We start from the raw sequence: 14230 nt of genomic DNA, 5'->3' as shown, positions 1-14230 counted from the left end.
ACAGACATCAGGAATCCCCCACAGGCGTTTCACTCCTGCAGCGCCGCGGTCAGTGAGCCGCGGCCGGCCCGCCTTGCCGGCAGCAGCGCGGCCAGCGGGGCGGCCAAGATCGCCGCGCCCAGCAGGACCCCGAGCCGTTCCCATGGTGGCGCGAAGGCGATGGCGTCGCCGCCGCTCGCCACGACTTCGGTGATCAGCCATGCGGAGCCGAGGCCGACGAGCAGTCCGCACGCGGCGCCGAACAGGGCGACGAAGACCGACTCGGCGGTCACTGTGGCGCCGAGTCCGGTCTTGGTGAGGCCGAGGGCGCGCAGGAGTGCCGACTCCCGTGTCCGCTCCAGCACGGACAGCGAGAGCGTGTTCGCGATCCCGGCGAACGCGATCAGCACGGCCAACGCGGTCAGTGCCCACATGAGGTCGAGGCTTTCGCGTATCGGCGCGGACGCGTCGTCCTTGATCTCGGTGACGCTCTTCAGCATCGCGAGGGGCGCGCTCGACAGTTCCTGTTTCAGGGAGGCTTCGACCCTGGTGTGGTCGGCGCTGGAGGCGAGCTTGACCAGCACGCTCTCGTCGTAACTCTTCTCGTTGGGGGCGATCGTCGGCTGCTGGGCGAGGTCGACCACGGCGAATCCGAGGTCGATTCCAGCCATGGTGACGCCGTCGTAGATCGCGACGACGCGGAGCGACGCCCGTTCGGTCTGGAGGGTGTCGCCTACCACGAGACCCGTGCTCTGTGCGATGTCCTTGTGGATGGCGATCTGGCCCGGGCCGAGCCGGTCGAAGCGGCCGGAGAGCACCTTGGGCCGGATCAGGTCGCCGCGGATGGCGCTCAGCTCGTACGAGCCGTACTTGCCCAGGTCACCGGAGAACGACCGCCGGGTCATGGTGGCGTCCACGCCGGGCACTTTCGCGAGGGTGTCGGCGAGTGTGCCGGGCAGCGGCCGGGTGATGACCGCGGAGGTGACCATGAAGTCGGCGGTCAGTTGTTCGTCGAGGCCGCGGCTCCGGCCTGCTTCGACGCCTGCGGCCACGGTGGTCGCGAGGGTGACAACGGCGAGCCCGATGGTGAGGGCGGCGGCGCTGGCCGCGGTCCGCTTGGGGTTGCGGTCGGCGTTGAGCGCGGCGAGTTTCGCGGGTCGCCCTGGTGTCAGCCTGGCCAGTGCCCGGACAACGGGTCCCGCGATCAGTGGCCCGGCGGCCAGTGTCGCGCCGAGCACGGCGACCATCGCCGCCACGACGAGCGGTGCCGCGTCGTCCACGTCGGACTGGAGGGCGAGCGCCCCGGCACCGACGCCGCCGACGAGCAAGACGGTGCTCGCGACCACGCGTAGCCGTCCGGCGCGGGCGGTGGGGCCGTCGTCCGGTGCACGGAGTGCCTCCATTGGGGCGACCCGGGTCGCCGACCAGGCCGGGAGGGCCGCCGCGAGTGCAGTCACCAGGATCCCGACCGCCGGCGCGGCGATCACCGTCCGCGCGGTCAGCGGCAGATACACGTTCTCCTGGCCCGCGACGGCCTGCAGCGCGGCGGCGACACCCAGCCCGCCGAACAGGCCGGCTACGGAGGCCGCCGTGCCGACGACAGCGGCTTCGGCGAGCACACTGGCGAAGACCTGCCGTTTACCGGCCCCGACACAGCGCAGCAGTGCCAGTTCCCGCGATCGCTGGGCCACGAGGATGGTGAAGGAGTTGGAGATCACCATCGCGGCCACGACCATCGCGAGAACGGCGAAGGCGGTGAAGAACTTCACCACTCCGGGGGCGTTCGGCGCGGTTTCGTAGAGCAGCCGAGCGGCGGCCTCCTGGCCGGTGACCACGGAGATCCCGTTGCCGCCCACGGCCTGTTTCAGGTCGGCGGCGAGCTTCGCCGGGCTCACGCCCGGTGCGGCCCGCACCACGATCTCGCCGACCGTCGCCGCCGGATCCAAGCGACGCAGCATCTCCTGCGACACCACCAGGTTCGCCCCACCCAGGCCCGCGTCGACCGGGCGGTCGAACACGCCGACCAGCGTCAGCGCGTGACGTTCCCCAGTTTCGTCCAGTACTGTCACCGCCCCACCGAGTGCGACGTCCGCGAGACTGGTCCGTGCGATCGCGATTTCCCCGGCGTTGCTGGGGAAGCGGCCCTCGACGAGGTCGTAGGGCCGCATCTCCTCGTCCGTGCCCGACGCGGTCGCGGCGGCGTCCCGGGCGCGCCCGTCGGGACCGAGCATCGGCGCGCTGACGGTGGTCCGGCCCTCTGCGGCGGCGACGCCCGGCACTTGCCGGATCTTCGCCAAGGTCGTGTCGTCGAGGCCGGCGCCTCGTCGAGAGGTGATTGACACGTCCACTCCGCGTGTCTCGAAGGCGACGGCGTCGCGCAGTCCGGCGCCGACCGCGTCGGTGAGCACGAATGATCCGGCGACGAAGGCGACGCCGAGTGTGATGGCCGTGGCCGACAGCAGCAGCCGCAGCGGCCTGGCCTTGAGTCCGGCGAAGATGGTTCGCAGCATCACGCCCCCAGACCGGTGAGGGCGCCGAGGACCGCGTCGGCGCTCGGACGCGGGATCTGCGCGGCGATCCGGCCGTCGGCCAGCAGTACCCCGTGGTCGGTGTAGGAGGCCGCGACCGGGTCGTGGGTCACCATCACCACGGTCTGGCCGAGTTCGCGGACCGACGTGCGCAGGAAGTCGAGCACTTCGGCGCCGGAGCGCGAGTCGAGGCTGCCGGTCGGTTCGTCGGCGAAGACGACGTCCGGCCTGCCGATGAGCGCGCGGGCGCAGGCCACCCGCTGCTGCTGACCGCCGGACAGCTCACCGGGTTTGTGCCGCAGCCGCTGCCGGAGCCCCAGTGTGTCGATGACGGTGTCGAACCAGGCCGGGTCCGGGCGGCGTCCCGCGAGCCGGAGCCCGAGCAGGATGTTGTCCTCGGCGGTCATGGTCGGCAGGAGGTTGAACGACTGGAACACGAACCCGACCCGGTCTCGGCGCAGCCTGGTCAGCCGGGCGTCGGAAAGCCCGGTGAGTTCAGTCTGTCCAATGAGGATTCGACCCGTGTCCACAGTGTCCAGTCCGGCGAGGCAGTGCATGAGGGTCGACTTGCCGGACCCCGACGGACCCATGATGGCGGTGAACCGGCCGCGCGGGAATTCCAGTGTCACACGGTCCAGCGCCCGTACCGCCGTGTCGCCTCGGCCGTAGACCTTCACCACATCCGTCGCGCTCGCTGCGGAACCGTCCATTGTGTTCATGCCGTGAGCTTGTCCGAAGGTGCCTGAACGGTTCCTGAAACAACCTGAAGAACGCTTCAGGAAGCCCGCCGGCGATCTGGGAGGATCAGAACATGCGGGTGCTCGTGGTGGAAGACGAAACGCGGTTGGCCGAGACTCTCCAATGGGGACTCGAGGCCGACGGCTATGCGGTCGACCTCGCGCACGACGGTCTCGAAGGGCTCGAACTCGCGCAGCTGTACCCGTATCAGGTGATCGTGCTGGACATCATGCTGCCGAAGCTCAACGGCTACCGTGTCTGCGCGGCACTGCGCGAGCGCGGGGTGAGCACGCCGATCCTCATGCTGACGGCGAAGAACGGCGAATACGACGAAGCCGAGGCGCTCGACACCGGCGCCGACGATTACCTGAGCAAACCGTTCTCCTACGTCGTGCTCACCGCCCGGCTGCGGGCCCTCATCCGCCGGGGTGCGACCGGATCGGCGGGTGTGCTGGAATTCGGTGACCTCGTGCTCGACCCGGCGAAGCGGACATGCCGCCGCGCGGGAACACCGGTGTCGTTGACCACCAAGGAGTTCGCGGTCCTGGAATGCCTGCTGCGGCATGGCGGGCAGCTGGTGACGAAACGGGAGATCCTCGACCAGGTCTGGGATCTGGCCTACCGGGGTGACCCCAACATCGTCGAGGTCTATGTGAGCGCGCTGCGGCGCAAACTGGACGCGCCGTTCGGGCGGCGCACCATCGCGACCGTGCGCGGCGCCGGCTACCGGCTGGAGGACCGATGAGCGGATGGTGGCCTTCGTCGGTGCGCCGGAGCACCGCGCTCTCGGCGGCGTTGCTCTGCGCGGTCGTGTTCACCCTCGGCTGGCTGGGCACCCGGGAGCTGCTGAGCAGGCAATTGTCGGACAGCGCGGTGGAGGCGACGCGGGCCCACCTGGACCGGATGGCCGACGCCTACCGGGCCGGGCAGCCGATGGCTCCGGTCGAACCGGCCGGCGATGCCCTCTTCGAGGTTGTCGACGAAACCGGGCGATCGGTGATCAGCAGTGAGAACCTGCGCCGATGGGATCCCGCGTGGATGCCATTGCCACCCGCTCCCGCCGGCGCGCCCGCGGGTTGGACGGTCACCACGAAGGCCACGCTGAAACCCGGCGACCATCCACAATGGCGGGAATACCGCGAATACACCGTGGTGGGCAAAGTGATCGACAGGGCGGGGCAACGGTTCACGTTCTATCTGTTCGTGTCGCCGTGGGAAACCCTGCGGACGCTGGGAACCTTCGACGACACCCTGATCTTCTTCGTCCCGCTCGCGGTGCTGATCACCGCGCTGGCCGCGTGGCTCGCGGCGGGGAGGGCGCTGCGGCCGGTGGAGGCGATCCGCCGGGAACTGGCCGAGGTCAGCGGGAGCGGACTCGACCGCCGGGTGCCGGTGCCTCCGTCCCGTGACGAGGTCGCCCGGCTGGCCACCACCACGAACGAGACCCTCGACCGGTTGCAGCAAGCCTATGAACAGCAGGAACGGTTCGTCGCCGACGCCAGCCACGAGCTGCGCAGTCCGCTCGCGAACCTCCGCACCGGGCTCGAGGTCGCGCTCACCCACACCGATCGCGCCGACTGGCCCGCCGTCGCCCGCCGCTCCCTGCTCGACGTCCAGCGGCTGCAACGCATCACCGCGGACCTCCTCCAGCTGGCGGTCGACCCTGCAGACCCTCCGGAAGGCGTCGTCGACCTCGCAGACGTCGTGGGGGAGCAGGTCGCCGAACGCGAACTCGACGACGGCGGGCCCACGGTCGTGTCCGATGTGGAGGGTCCGGCGCCGGTGCGCGGCGAACCCGTCCAGCTCGAACGTCTGCTGCGTAACCTGCTCGACAACGCCGTGCGTCACGCGCGTTCGTCCGTCACAGTGCGGCTTCGGCACGAGGCAGGAGAGGCGGTCCTCGAAGTGATCGACGACGGCCCCGGCATCCCCGACGCCGACCGCGAACGCGTCTTCGACCGCTTCACCCGGCTCGACGACTCCCGCACCCGCGACGCGGGCGGTACCGGACTCGGTCTCACCCTCGCCCGGGACATCGCCGTCCGCCACGGTGGGTCATTACGGGCCGAGGGCGCCGAATGCGGTGCACGGCTGGTCGCCCGGCTCCCCGCAGCCTGACCCTTCGGCCTAGCGTCAAATTCGCACGACGGCCGAGCGGTCCGGCCGATCAGATCGTGGGCTGGGGTGGGGCGGGCGGCAGCGTGATGTGGGGGTCGAGTTCGACACCGCCCGCGCGGAGGGTGTCGTCGAGCAAGCGCCATGTCCAGCGGGTGAGCAGGGCGGCGAGTTCGGTTCTCGGTACGTCGCGGGGGTTCTCGAGCCATTGCGCGGTGCAAGAGTCGACGAGTCCGACGACGCCGAAAGCGGCGGGTTCGGCGTCCCGGGTGTCCATTCCGAGCAGTGTCATGTAGTGCTCGAACAGCCGGGTGAGTTGCCGGGCGATGACGGTCCTGACGTCGGTGACCGCGTCCCGGTCTCCGTAAGAGTGCAGGCTCAGGTAGCGGTAGAGGTTGCCGTTCTCGGAGAGCCAGCCGGTGTGCGCGTCGACCGCGACGGTGATCAGCTCCATCGCGCTTCCCCGGAGTTCCCACAGTGGTCGCAGCGCGGTCGCGACGAGCCGTGTGGCTTGAACGGTGATGGCTCGTTGCAGGTCGGTCGCGTCGTCGAAGTGCTTGTACAGCTGAGGGCGTGCGACACCGGCCTCGTCGGCGATGCGTGCCGTCGACACTCGTGGTCCGTGTTCGGCGATCGCTCGCAGGGCCGCCTCGACGAACTCTCGGCGGCGGCGCTCGCGCTGCCCTGTCCAGCGGGCGGCCCGGCCGTCGCCGGAGCGGGTGGTCGCTGAAGGGGTGATCACTTCGCTGAGCATACCGTCATGGATAAGGGATACGTCGTTGTATCTGTTACTTTGTGTGCCAATCCGTGGCGGAGGGTTCGTGTGAAGCTCTCGGAAAAGTCCCGTATGTGCCGCAAATCCGTTGCTGAGCGACAGGAATCTGGAGAATGTGATGTGGGATGCCGTGGACGATGCCCCGCCGGACGCGCTGCTGCTCGCCAGGCTCCGGGGTGGGGATCTCGGTGCGGGTGATCTGCTGTTCCGGCGGCATTCCGGCCCGCTGCGGCGGATCGCCGCGTGCTGGGTCGGTCAGCCCGCTGAGCAGGACGATCTCGTGGCCGAGGCGTTCGCGCGTGTTCTGGCCGCGGTCCGCGGCGGCGGTGGACCGCGCGACGAGTTGCGGCCGTATCTGGTCGTCACGATGCGCAACCTCGCCGCCCGGTGGAACCGTCACCGCCTGCGGGTCCAGCCCCACGCGGTGGTCCCGGCGACGGAGGAGACCGAAGGAGCCGACGGGCCTGCCCTGCGAGCGTCGACCGATCAGCTGCTCCGGTCCGCTTTTCGCACGTTGCCCGTGCGGTGGCGCGCCGTGCTGTGGAGCACCGTCGCCGAAGGGCACACCCCGGCCGAGCTGGCACCGGTCCTGGGCGTGTCGCCGAACGGCGTCGCCGCGCTGGCCCACCGCGCCCGAGTAGGTCTGCGAGAGGCATATCTCCAGGCTCAGACGCCCAATGTGCCGATGGTGCGCGAGGTGGTCGGAAGGTGCTCCGGCCCGGGCGTCCGCCGCCCGATCCCCGCGGCTCGGGTGGACGACGAATGAGCGCGGCGCAGGACACGGCCACTCCCATCTTCGACAGGCTCGTTGCCGAGGCAGGGCTCCGCTGGCCGGTCTCCGACGACGGCGAAACCGGGGAACGGTCGTCAGCCGGGCCGGACACCACAGTGGACAGAGACAAAGAATTTCGTGGCACTCCACAGCATTTCGGCGAGACTTCCGGATAGGTCGTCCGGCAGACTGGATTTCGGATCCGAAAGGAGCTCGTCCTTGCGCACTGCCCGGCCATCGGCACGCCTGCCGTCCGGGCTCGGTTTCGCCGATGGCGACTGGCTTCACGCTTGCCGAGTGGCGGTCGGCCTGCTCGTCCCGGGATTGGCACTGCTCTTCGCCGGGCGGCCGGAGCTGATCATCTTCGCCGCCTTCGGTTCGTTCACCGGGATGTATGGGCGGGCCGAGTGCCGGGGGCTCCGTCTTCGGCATCAGGTGCAAGGGGGAGCGATCCTGCTGACCGGCGTCGCCTTCGGGACGCTCCTCTCCGCCTGTCACGCCCGGCCGTGGGTCCTGGTGGTCACCGAGTCGGGTTTCGCGTTCGCGGGCGCGCTGGTGGTGAACCGGCTCGACCTCGTCCCCCGAGGACCGTTCTTCGGGATCTTCGCGCTGGGTGCCATCGCCCTCGTTCCCGCCGACCCGGCGGGGTTGCCGATCTGCGCAGGGACGGCCGTGTTCTGTGTCCTCATCGGACTCACAGGCTCGAAGAGAACTGTTGGCAGGCAGGCGGTTCCACCGCCGGGAGTGATGTGCGGGCAGGAAGCCTGCGCACGAGGGCGCCGAAGGTCGTGTGCTCTGGTCCACGCCGCTCGCTACGTGCTGGCGATTTCGGCGGCGGGCTTCTGCGGCCTGCTGCTGGGCGTCGAGCACGCGAACTGGGCGATGGCCTCCGCGGCGGTGCCGTTGGCCGCCGTCGATACGCGCAACCGGCTCCATCCCGGCGTCCGCAGTGTCGTCCACCGCAGCGTTCACCGGGTCCTGGGCACGTTCGCCGGACTCGGCGTCACCGCGCTGCTGCTCCTTCCCGATCTCGGTGGGACGCTGCTGGCCTTGTCGGTGATCGTGCTCCTGTTCCCGACGGAACTGTTCATGTCCCGTCATTACGGACTGGCGCTCGGCTTCTTCACACCACTGATCATGGTGATGACGGAACTGGCCGCTCCGGCCGAACCGCTGACGCTCCTCACCGACCGGGTGCTCGACACCCTGATCGGGGTCGTCGCCGGAATCGCGGCGGCGGTTTTCGTCCGCGGCCCGTGCGCTAGGCCGACCGTTCGACCGTGACCTTGAGATGCTTCATGATCGGCTGATCGCTCTGGGTGCTGTAGTCGCCGATGGCGCACAGGACGTTCATTTCCGGCATGTAGCCCGCCGCGCAGCCGCGGGGGATGTCGTACGGGATCACCTTGTAGCGCTGGAGACTCCGTGTGGTGCCGTCCTTGGCGATGCTGGTGATGTCGGCCTCGTCGAACTCCGCGAGGCCGCGGTCGCGCATGTCCTCGGCGTTCATGAAGATCAGCGTGCGCAGGTTCTTGACCCCGCGATAGCGGTCGTCGTCCGAGTAGATCGTGGTGTTCCACTGGTCGTGGGAGCGCATGGTGCCCAGCGCGAGCGTGCCGGGTGCGGGTATGACGTCCGGCAGGGCGGCGGTGGAGAACTCCGCGCGTCCGGAAGCGGTGTGGAACACCAGTTCCCTGACGGGCTGGCGGATGCGGAACCCCAGTGGCTGCCGGACCCGCCGGTTGAAGTCCTCGAAGCCGTCGAGAACCTGCGACATCGTGTCGCGGATCCGGTCGTAGTCCTCGACGTAGGCTTCCCACGGCGTCGCGCTGTCCGGCAGTGCCGCGCGGGCCATCCCGGCGATGATCGCCGGTTCCGAGAGCAGGTGCGTGGACGCGGGCCGTTTCATGCCGGTGGACAGGTGGACCATGCTCATCGCGTCCTCGACCGAGGTGGCCTGCACGCCGGCGCGCTGTTCGTCCTTTTCGGTGCGGCCGAGACACGGCAGGATCAGCGCCTGCTCGCCGTGGACCAGATGGCTCCGGTTGAGTTTCGTGCTGACCTGCACCGTCAGCGCGCATTTGCGCAGTGCGGCCGACGTGTACGGCGTGTCCGGCGCGGCCAGGACGAAATTGCCGCCCATACCGACGAAAACGGTCACGTCGCCGCGGTGCATCGCTTCGATGGTGCCGACCGTGTCGAGGCCGTGGTGCCGGGGCGGGGTGATGCCGCAGACCTCGCCGAGCCGGTCGAGGAAGGCGGCGTCCGGGCGGTGATCGATACCGCAGGTCCGGTTCCCCTGGACGTTGCTGTGCCCTCGGACCGGTGACGGCCCGGCACCCTCGCGACCCAGGTTTCCCCGCAGCAGCAACAGGTTGACGATCTCGCGGACGGTGTCGACGCCGTGCTCGTGCTGGGTGACGCCCAGGCACCAGCTGGCGATGCTGCGGTCGGCGTCGCGGTAGATCCGGGCCGCGGCGCGGATGTCGGCGACGGAGACGCCCGACTGGCGCTCGATCTCCTCCCACGAGGTCGCCTCGCAGAGGGCGCGGTACTCCTCGAAACCGGTGGTGTGGCGTTCGATGAAGGTCAGGTCGAGGGCGCCCGGATCCGTGGCGGCCTGTTCCAGTGCGGCCTTCGCCATCCCGCGGATCAGCGCCATGTCGCCGCCGATGCGCGGTTGCAGGTTCAGCGTTCCCGTGCGCGTGGCACGGAACGTCGCCATCCTGGCGAAATCGTGGGGGATGATGGTCCGCGTCGCGGCGGCCTCGATCAGCGGGTTGACGTGGACGATCTGCGCGCCCCGGCGATAGGCCTCCGCGAGTGCGGTGAGCATCCTGGGCGCGTTGGAGGCGGCGTTGACGCCGAGGATGAACAGGGCGTCGGCGTGTTCCCAGTCCTTGAGGTCGACGGTGCCCTTCCCGGTGCCCAGCGCGGCCTGGAGGGCGCGGCCGCTCGCCTCGTGACACATGTTGGAGCAGTCCGGGAGGTTGTTCGTCCCGAGTTCGCGGGCCATGAGCTGGTACAGGAAGGTCGCTTCGTTCCCGAGCCTTCCCGAGGTGTAATATGCCGCCTGATCAGGACTGTCGAGGCCTCGCAGCGTATCGCCCACGAGAGCGAAGGCCTCGGGCCAGGAAATCGGGACGTATCGGTCGGTGGCCGCGTCGTACCGCATCGGCTCGGTCAGCCGCCCCTGGCTCTCCAGTTCGGTATCGGTCCATCCCGACAATTCGCTCACCGTATGGGCGGCGAAGAATTCCCGGCCGACCCTTTTCCTGGTCATTTCCCAGGTGACGTGTTTGATACCGTTTTCGCAGATGTCCAGATGCAGGCCCTTGGTGTCGTCGGGCCACGCGCAGCCGGGGCAGTCGAAACCGCCGTTCTCGTGATTCATCTTCAGAATCGCGCGCGGGCCCGCCATGAGCTCGCCTTCGCGGATCAGGAACCCGGTGACGCTCTTCGCCGCTCCCCAGCCGGCCGCCGGATGGTGGTAGGGCTTGAACTCCGGCGGCTGTTCCTGATCGCTCATCGTCCACACTCCTGTTCCGCACCGTTTCCGGATCATCCGACCACGGACCGCGCCCCGGCGGAAGGGCAGGGTCTCCGGTGTCGATGAAAACACACAATCGTGTGGGATTCCCTCATCGGCGGTGGATGTGACGGGATTCGGGACCGTTCGGTGTGGCCCGCGACAAAGTTCTTTGTGGGACGCCACATACGCCCAGGAAAGAATCGAGACACGGGCCGTTCGCCTTGACGCTGTCCTCGTCCCTTCAGTAGACCGATCGGCGAATCGTCGATTCAGGGGAGTGCGTTATGGCGAAAGCGGTAGGCCTTGATCTCGGTACGACCAATCCGTGATCGCGGCCCGGGAGGGTGCGCCGTGGACGGGGCGCCACGTAGCATCCTTGAAATGTGCGGCGTGGACGACCTTCACCACCCCGGCCGACCATCGTCGAAGGTGGTGGCCGGGTGAAGGATGCCGCCCTCGCCGAGCTCGTGGCCTGGGTCGAGCCCAGGCTGCCCCGGCTGATCGACGACGTGTACGCGGCCACCTGCGACCGCATCGCGCTGTACCGGGACGAGAAGATGGTGCCGCGCGAAGACCTGCATCGCTCCATCGCGGTCAACATGCGCTTCATGGTGAACGCGCTCGCCGGAACCGAGACCCACGACGATCTGGCCGCCCCCCACGAGACGGGCAGCAGGCGCGCACACCAGGGCGCTCCGCTGCCGGAGGTGCTGCAGGTCTATCGGATCGGTTGCTCGATGCTCTGGGAGCTCCTGGTGAACCATGCCCGGCTTCACGCCAGGCCGGGCGCGATGGACGCGCTCGTCGACGTCGCGAGCCTGCTCTGGCAGGTCACCGACGAACACGCGATGCTCCTCACCGAGGCGTACCGGGCGGCGAGCGCGGAACTGCTGGTCGCCCAGCAGCGGCGTCGCTCCGCACTGGCCGAGGCGTTGTTCACCGGCCAGCGCGTCTTCGATGCCGGGCCGTGGGAAGCGGGGAAGCTGCTCGGCCTGTCCCTCGACGGGAAGCTGGCGGTGGTGGCGGCCGAGACGCGCGGTCTGGCCGAGGAAAGCCTGATCGGGATCGAAAAGCGCCTGACCAGCCTCGGGATCGTCTCGGCCTGGCAGCTCACCCCCACTTTGCAGGCCGGGGTGGTGTCCCTGCGCGACGAACAGCGCGAACCCATGCTGGCCGCCCTGCGGGAAGTGACGGTGACCAGGGCGGGAGTGAGTCCGCTCTACCGGTCGCTCGTCGACACGCCGCGTGCTCTCCACCTGGCGCGGACGGCGCTCGCCGGGATCCCGCCGGGCAAGCCGGACGTCCGCGCGTTCAACCCCAGCCCGCTGGCCGCGTTCCTCGCCTACGACCCGGACGAGGGAGGGCGGCTGGCGGAGGAGGTCCTCGGCGCGATCCTCGATCAGCCCGCCGAGGAACGAGACCTCCTCCTGGAAACCCTGCACGCTTATCTGTCGCACGGCGGATCCACCGAACGTGCCGCGCAGAGCCTGCATTGCCACGCCAATACCGTCCGGTACCGGCTGCGCCGGATCCGCGAACTCACCGGCCGGTCGATGACCGATCCGCGCGCGATCGCCGAATTGGTGACCGCGGCACAGGCCTTGAGCCTCAATCCCACGCGACGGACTCGTGGGGCGTCGTCGGCGCCCGAGCGGTCCGGTAGCGAATAAAACTGACACTGAGGAAGATCTCCGGACCTATCGTGTCGCTCCCGCCGATTCCGCGCGGGACGGTGCCGGTCCCGGACAGGACGAACCGCAAGGCATCACCGTGAAGTGGATCGGTTGCGGCACTGGGAAAGTCGTCCGATCCGCCGAGCGGCGGCAGGTCGATCCCACCTGTGAAGTGATCCCGGACGATCCGCGGCTGGTCTGAGCTCTCCTCGCCGTATCCATCACATGATCGGAGAAATCGGTGCCAGAGCAGCAAAACGTGCTCGCCCCGTTGACCGAAAGCGCCTTGTTCCTCACCCTCACCATCCGGCAGGGAGGGGAGACGACCACTCGTGATCTGTTGCCGGAGCTCGCCGGGATGATCCGGTCGGTCGGCTTTCCGCTTCCCGACGAGGCGCTGACGTGCGTCGTGGGCATCGGCTCGGAAGCGTGGGACCGGCTGTTCACCGGTCCACGACCGGAGCGGCTGCACCCATTCCGCGAAGTGATCGGACCGCGGCACCGCGCACCGGCCACTCCGGGCGACCTGTTCCTGCACCTGCGCGCGAAACGTCTCTACCCCTGTTTCGAACTCGCCCGCCGAGTGGTCGGCTGCCTCGGTGACGCCGTCTCCGTCGCCGACGAAGTGGCCGGATTCCGCTACTTCGACCGGCGGGACCTCCTCGGGTTCGTCGACGGTACGGAGAACCCCACCGGCGACGCCGCGGACGCCGCGATACTCGTCCGCGACGATCCCAGGTTCTCCGGCGGCTCGTACCTGGTGGTGCAGAAGTACGTGCACGACCTGGACCGGTGGAGCGCGATGCCGGTCGAGGAACGGGAACTGGCGGTCGGCCGCCGGATGCTCGACGACATCGAGCTTCCCGACGAGGTGAAACCGGCCGACTCGCACGTCGCACTGACCACGATCGAAGACGGCGACGGCACGGAACGAAAGATCCTCCGCGACAACATGCCCTTCGGGTCGATCGCCCACGGCGAGTACGGCACGTACTTCGCCGGTTACACCGCCGATCCCGGAGTGATCGAAGAGATGCTGAGCCGTATGTTCCTCGGCGACCCGCCTGCCCGTTCGGATCGCATCCTCGAAGTGTCCACCGCGGTGACCGGCGGCCTCTTCTTCGTCCCCGCACTCGATTTCCTGGCGGACCCGCCGCCTTGCCCAGCGAACAACGGAGGCGCGAGCCATGCCCGGTGATCGAGAGGTTGGTGCCTTTGGGGAGCGGCCGAGGTGTCGTGGCGGGCGGTCCGGTTCCCGTTATTTGCCGCTATAGACGGGAAAGACGCTGTGCTCGCCGTAGTCTTGCGCCTGCGGGTTCCGTAGGGCGTCCATGTCCGCGCTGGAGATGGTGAAGCCGACCTCGGCGTTGGCGCACATGTGCGCAGGGCTGGCGGTTTTCGGCAGTGAGACGGTGCCGAGTTGCAGCGTGTAGCGGATGCACGGCTGCGGGACGGAGACGCCGTATTTCGCGGCCATGGTCTTGATGTCGGGGTTGTCCAGGATCGCGCCGTGGGCGATCGGCGAGTATGCCTCGACGAGGATGTCCTTGGTCTCGCAGTAGGCCAGGAGTTCGGACGGGGTGTTGCCGGCGTGGACGAGCAGCTGGTTCACGTGAGGTGTGACCGTGGCGGTCGTCAGGATGTTTTCCAGGTCGCGCTGCTCGAAGTTGGAGACGCCGATCGATCGGAGCTTTCCCGTTTTGTGCGCGTCTTCCAGTGCCCGCCGGGCTTCTCGGTTGCCCTGGGCGTAGTCGCCGCCGCGGAGTCGCTCCACGGCTGGGGCGAGTGGATCAGCATCAGGTCGACGTGGTCCAGGCCCAAGGTGGTGAGGGACTCCTCGATCGAGGCGACTGCGCCTTCGTAGTCCTTGACCTCGGCGGCGAGCTTGGTCGAGACGAACAGCTCGTCGCGGGGCACAGTGGCGGTGCGCACGCCCTCGCCGACGCCGCGCTCGTTGCCGTAGGCCTGGGCGGTATCGATATTGCGGTAGCCGATCTCCACGGCGGCGCGGACCGCTTGGGCGGCCTTGTCCGGTCCCGAGTTCGTGCTCGCGGAGGAAATTCTCGCCGGGATTCATCGTGCGGGACGAACGGGCCGCCCGCGGCTCGACCTAGTGTC

12 protein-coding genes are annotated in these 14230 nt (G+C 68.8%); 6 read left to right on the top strand and 6 right to left on the bottom strand.

What is annotated here, in order from left to right; translation table 11 throughout:
- Window positions 1-29 precede the first annotated feature (29 nt).
- Together AMK34_RS07550 and AMK34_RS07545 are read right to left on the bottom strand one after the other, a co-directional pair.
- On the bottom strand, window positions 30-2489 hold the full coding sequence (locus AMK34_RS07550; RefSeq protein ID WP_073843894.1) for an ABC transporter permease: 2460 nt from the start codon (window positions 2487-2489) through the stop codon (window positions 30-32).
- On the bottom strand, window positions 2489-3217 hold the full coding sequence (locus AMK34_RS07545; RefSeq protein WP_073843893.1) for an ABC transporter ATP-binding protein: 729 nt from the start codon (window positions 3215-3217) through the stop codon (window positions 2489-2491). Before AMK34_RS07545 ends, AMK34_RS07550 begins: the two co-directional genes overlap by 1 nt.
- Window positions 3218-3318: 101 nt before the next feature.
- Here AMK34_RS07545 and AMK34_RS07540 point away from each other — a divergent pair, with 101 nt between their 5' ends.
- Both AMK34_RS07540 and AMK34_RS07535 read left to right on the top strand, forming a co-directional pair.
- Window positions 3319-3990, top strand: a complete 672-nt coding sequence (locus AMK34_RS07540; RefSeq protein WP_073843891.1) for a response regulator transcription factor — start codon at window positions 3319-3321, stop codon at window positions 3988-3990.
- The gene (locus AMK34_RS07535; protein ID WP_073843890.1) at window positions 3987-5363 is read left to right on the top strand and encodes a sensor histidine kinase; all 1377 of its coding nucleotides are present in this window, start codon (window positions 3987-3989) and stop codon (window positions 5361-5363) included. Before AMK34_RS07540 ends, AMK34_RS07535 begins: the two co-directional genes overlap by 4 nt.
- Window positions 5364-5412: 49 nt before the next feature.
- Here AMK34_RS07535 and AMK34_RS07530 read toward each other — a convergent pair whose 3' ends face one another.
- A complete protein-coding gene (locus AMK34_RS07530; protein WP_443111197.1) occupies window positions 5413-6102 on the bottom strand; it encodes a TetR/AcrR family transcriptional regulator in 690 nt (229 codons plus the stop codon).
- Window positions 6103-6253: 151 nt separating this feature from the next.
- Here AMK34_RS07530 and AMK34_RS07525 point away from each other — a divergent pair, with 151 nt between their 5' ends.
- Complete coding sequence (locus AMK34_RS07525; protein ID WP_073843888.1) at window positions 6254-6901, top strand: RNA polymerase sigma factor; 648 nt, start codon at window positions 6254-6256, stop codon at window positions 6899-6901.
- A 225-nt stretch (window positions 6902-7126) separates the two neighbouring features.
- Window positions 7127-8191, top strand: a complete 1065-nt coding sequence (locus AMK34_RS07520) for an FUSC family protein (RefSeq protein ID WP_073843886.1) — start codon at window positions 7127-7129, stop codon at window positions 8189-8191.
- On the opposite strand, the gene AMK34_RS07515 is transcribed toward AMK34_RS07520, so the two are convergent.
- Window positions 8169-10436 (bottom strand): FdhF/YdeP family oxidoreductase, encoded by a 2268-nt coding sequence (locus AMK34_RS07515; protein WP_198941640.1) that lies wholly within the window; start codon window positions 10434-10436, stop codon window positions 8169-8171. The genes AMK34_RS07520 and AMK34_RS07515 overlap by 23 nt on opposite strands.
- A gap of 443 nt (window positions 10437-10879) precedes the next feature.
- Between AMK34_RS07515 and AMK34_RS07510 the strand changes: the two genes are divergently transcribed.
- Together AMK34_RS07510 and AMK34_RS07505 are read left to right on the top strand one after the other, a co-directional pair.
- The gene (locus AMK34_RS07510) at window positions 10880-12109 is read left to right on the top strand and encodes a PucR family transcriptional regulator (RefSeq protein WP_083649765.1); all 1230 of its coding nucleotides are present in this window, start codon (window positions 10880-10882) and stop codon (window positions 12107-12109) included.
- 244 nt (window positions 12110-12353) lie between these two features.
- Complete coding sequence (locus AMK34_RS07505) at window positions 12354-13310, top strand: Dyp-type peroxidase (protein ID WP_073843882.1); 957 nt, start codon at window positions 12354-12356, stop codon at window positions 13308-13310.
- A gap of 60 nt (window positions 13311-13370) precedes the next feature.
- Here AMK34_RS07505 and AMK34_RS43700 read toward each other — a convergent pair whose 3' ends face one another.
- On the bottom strand, window positions 13371-13793 hold the full coding sequence (locus AMK34_RS43700; RefSeq protein WP_274534426.1) for an aldo/keto reductase: 423 nt from the start codon (window positions 13791-13793) through the stop codon (window positions 13371-13373).
- Window positions 13748-14173 carry an aldo/keto reductase gene (locus tag AMK34_RS43695; RefSeq protein ID WP_274534425.1) on the bottom strand — a complete coding sequence of 142 codons (426 nt, stop codon included), beginning with the start codon at window positions 14171-14173 and terminating at the stop codon, window positions 13748-13750. Before AMK34_RS43695 ends, AMK34_RS43700 begins: the two co-directional genes overlap by 46 nt.
- Window positions 14174-14230: the final 57 nt, after the last annotated feature.

This window comes from Amycolatopsis sp. CB00013 (genome assembly GCF_001905755.1).
Lineage (GTDB): Bacteria > Actinomycetota > Actinomycetes > Mycobacteriales > Pseudonocardiaceae > Amycolatopsis > Amycolatopsis japonica.
Note: the sequence above shows the minus strand (reverse complement) of the source record. Positions and strands in the feature narration are given on the sequence as shown.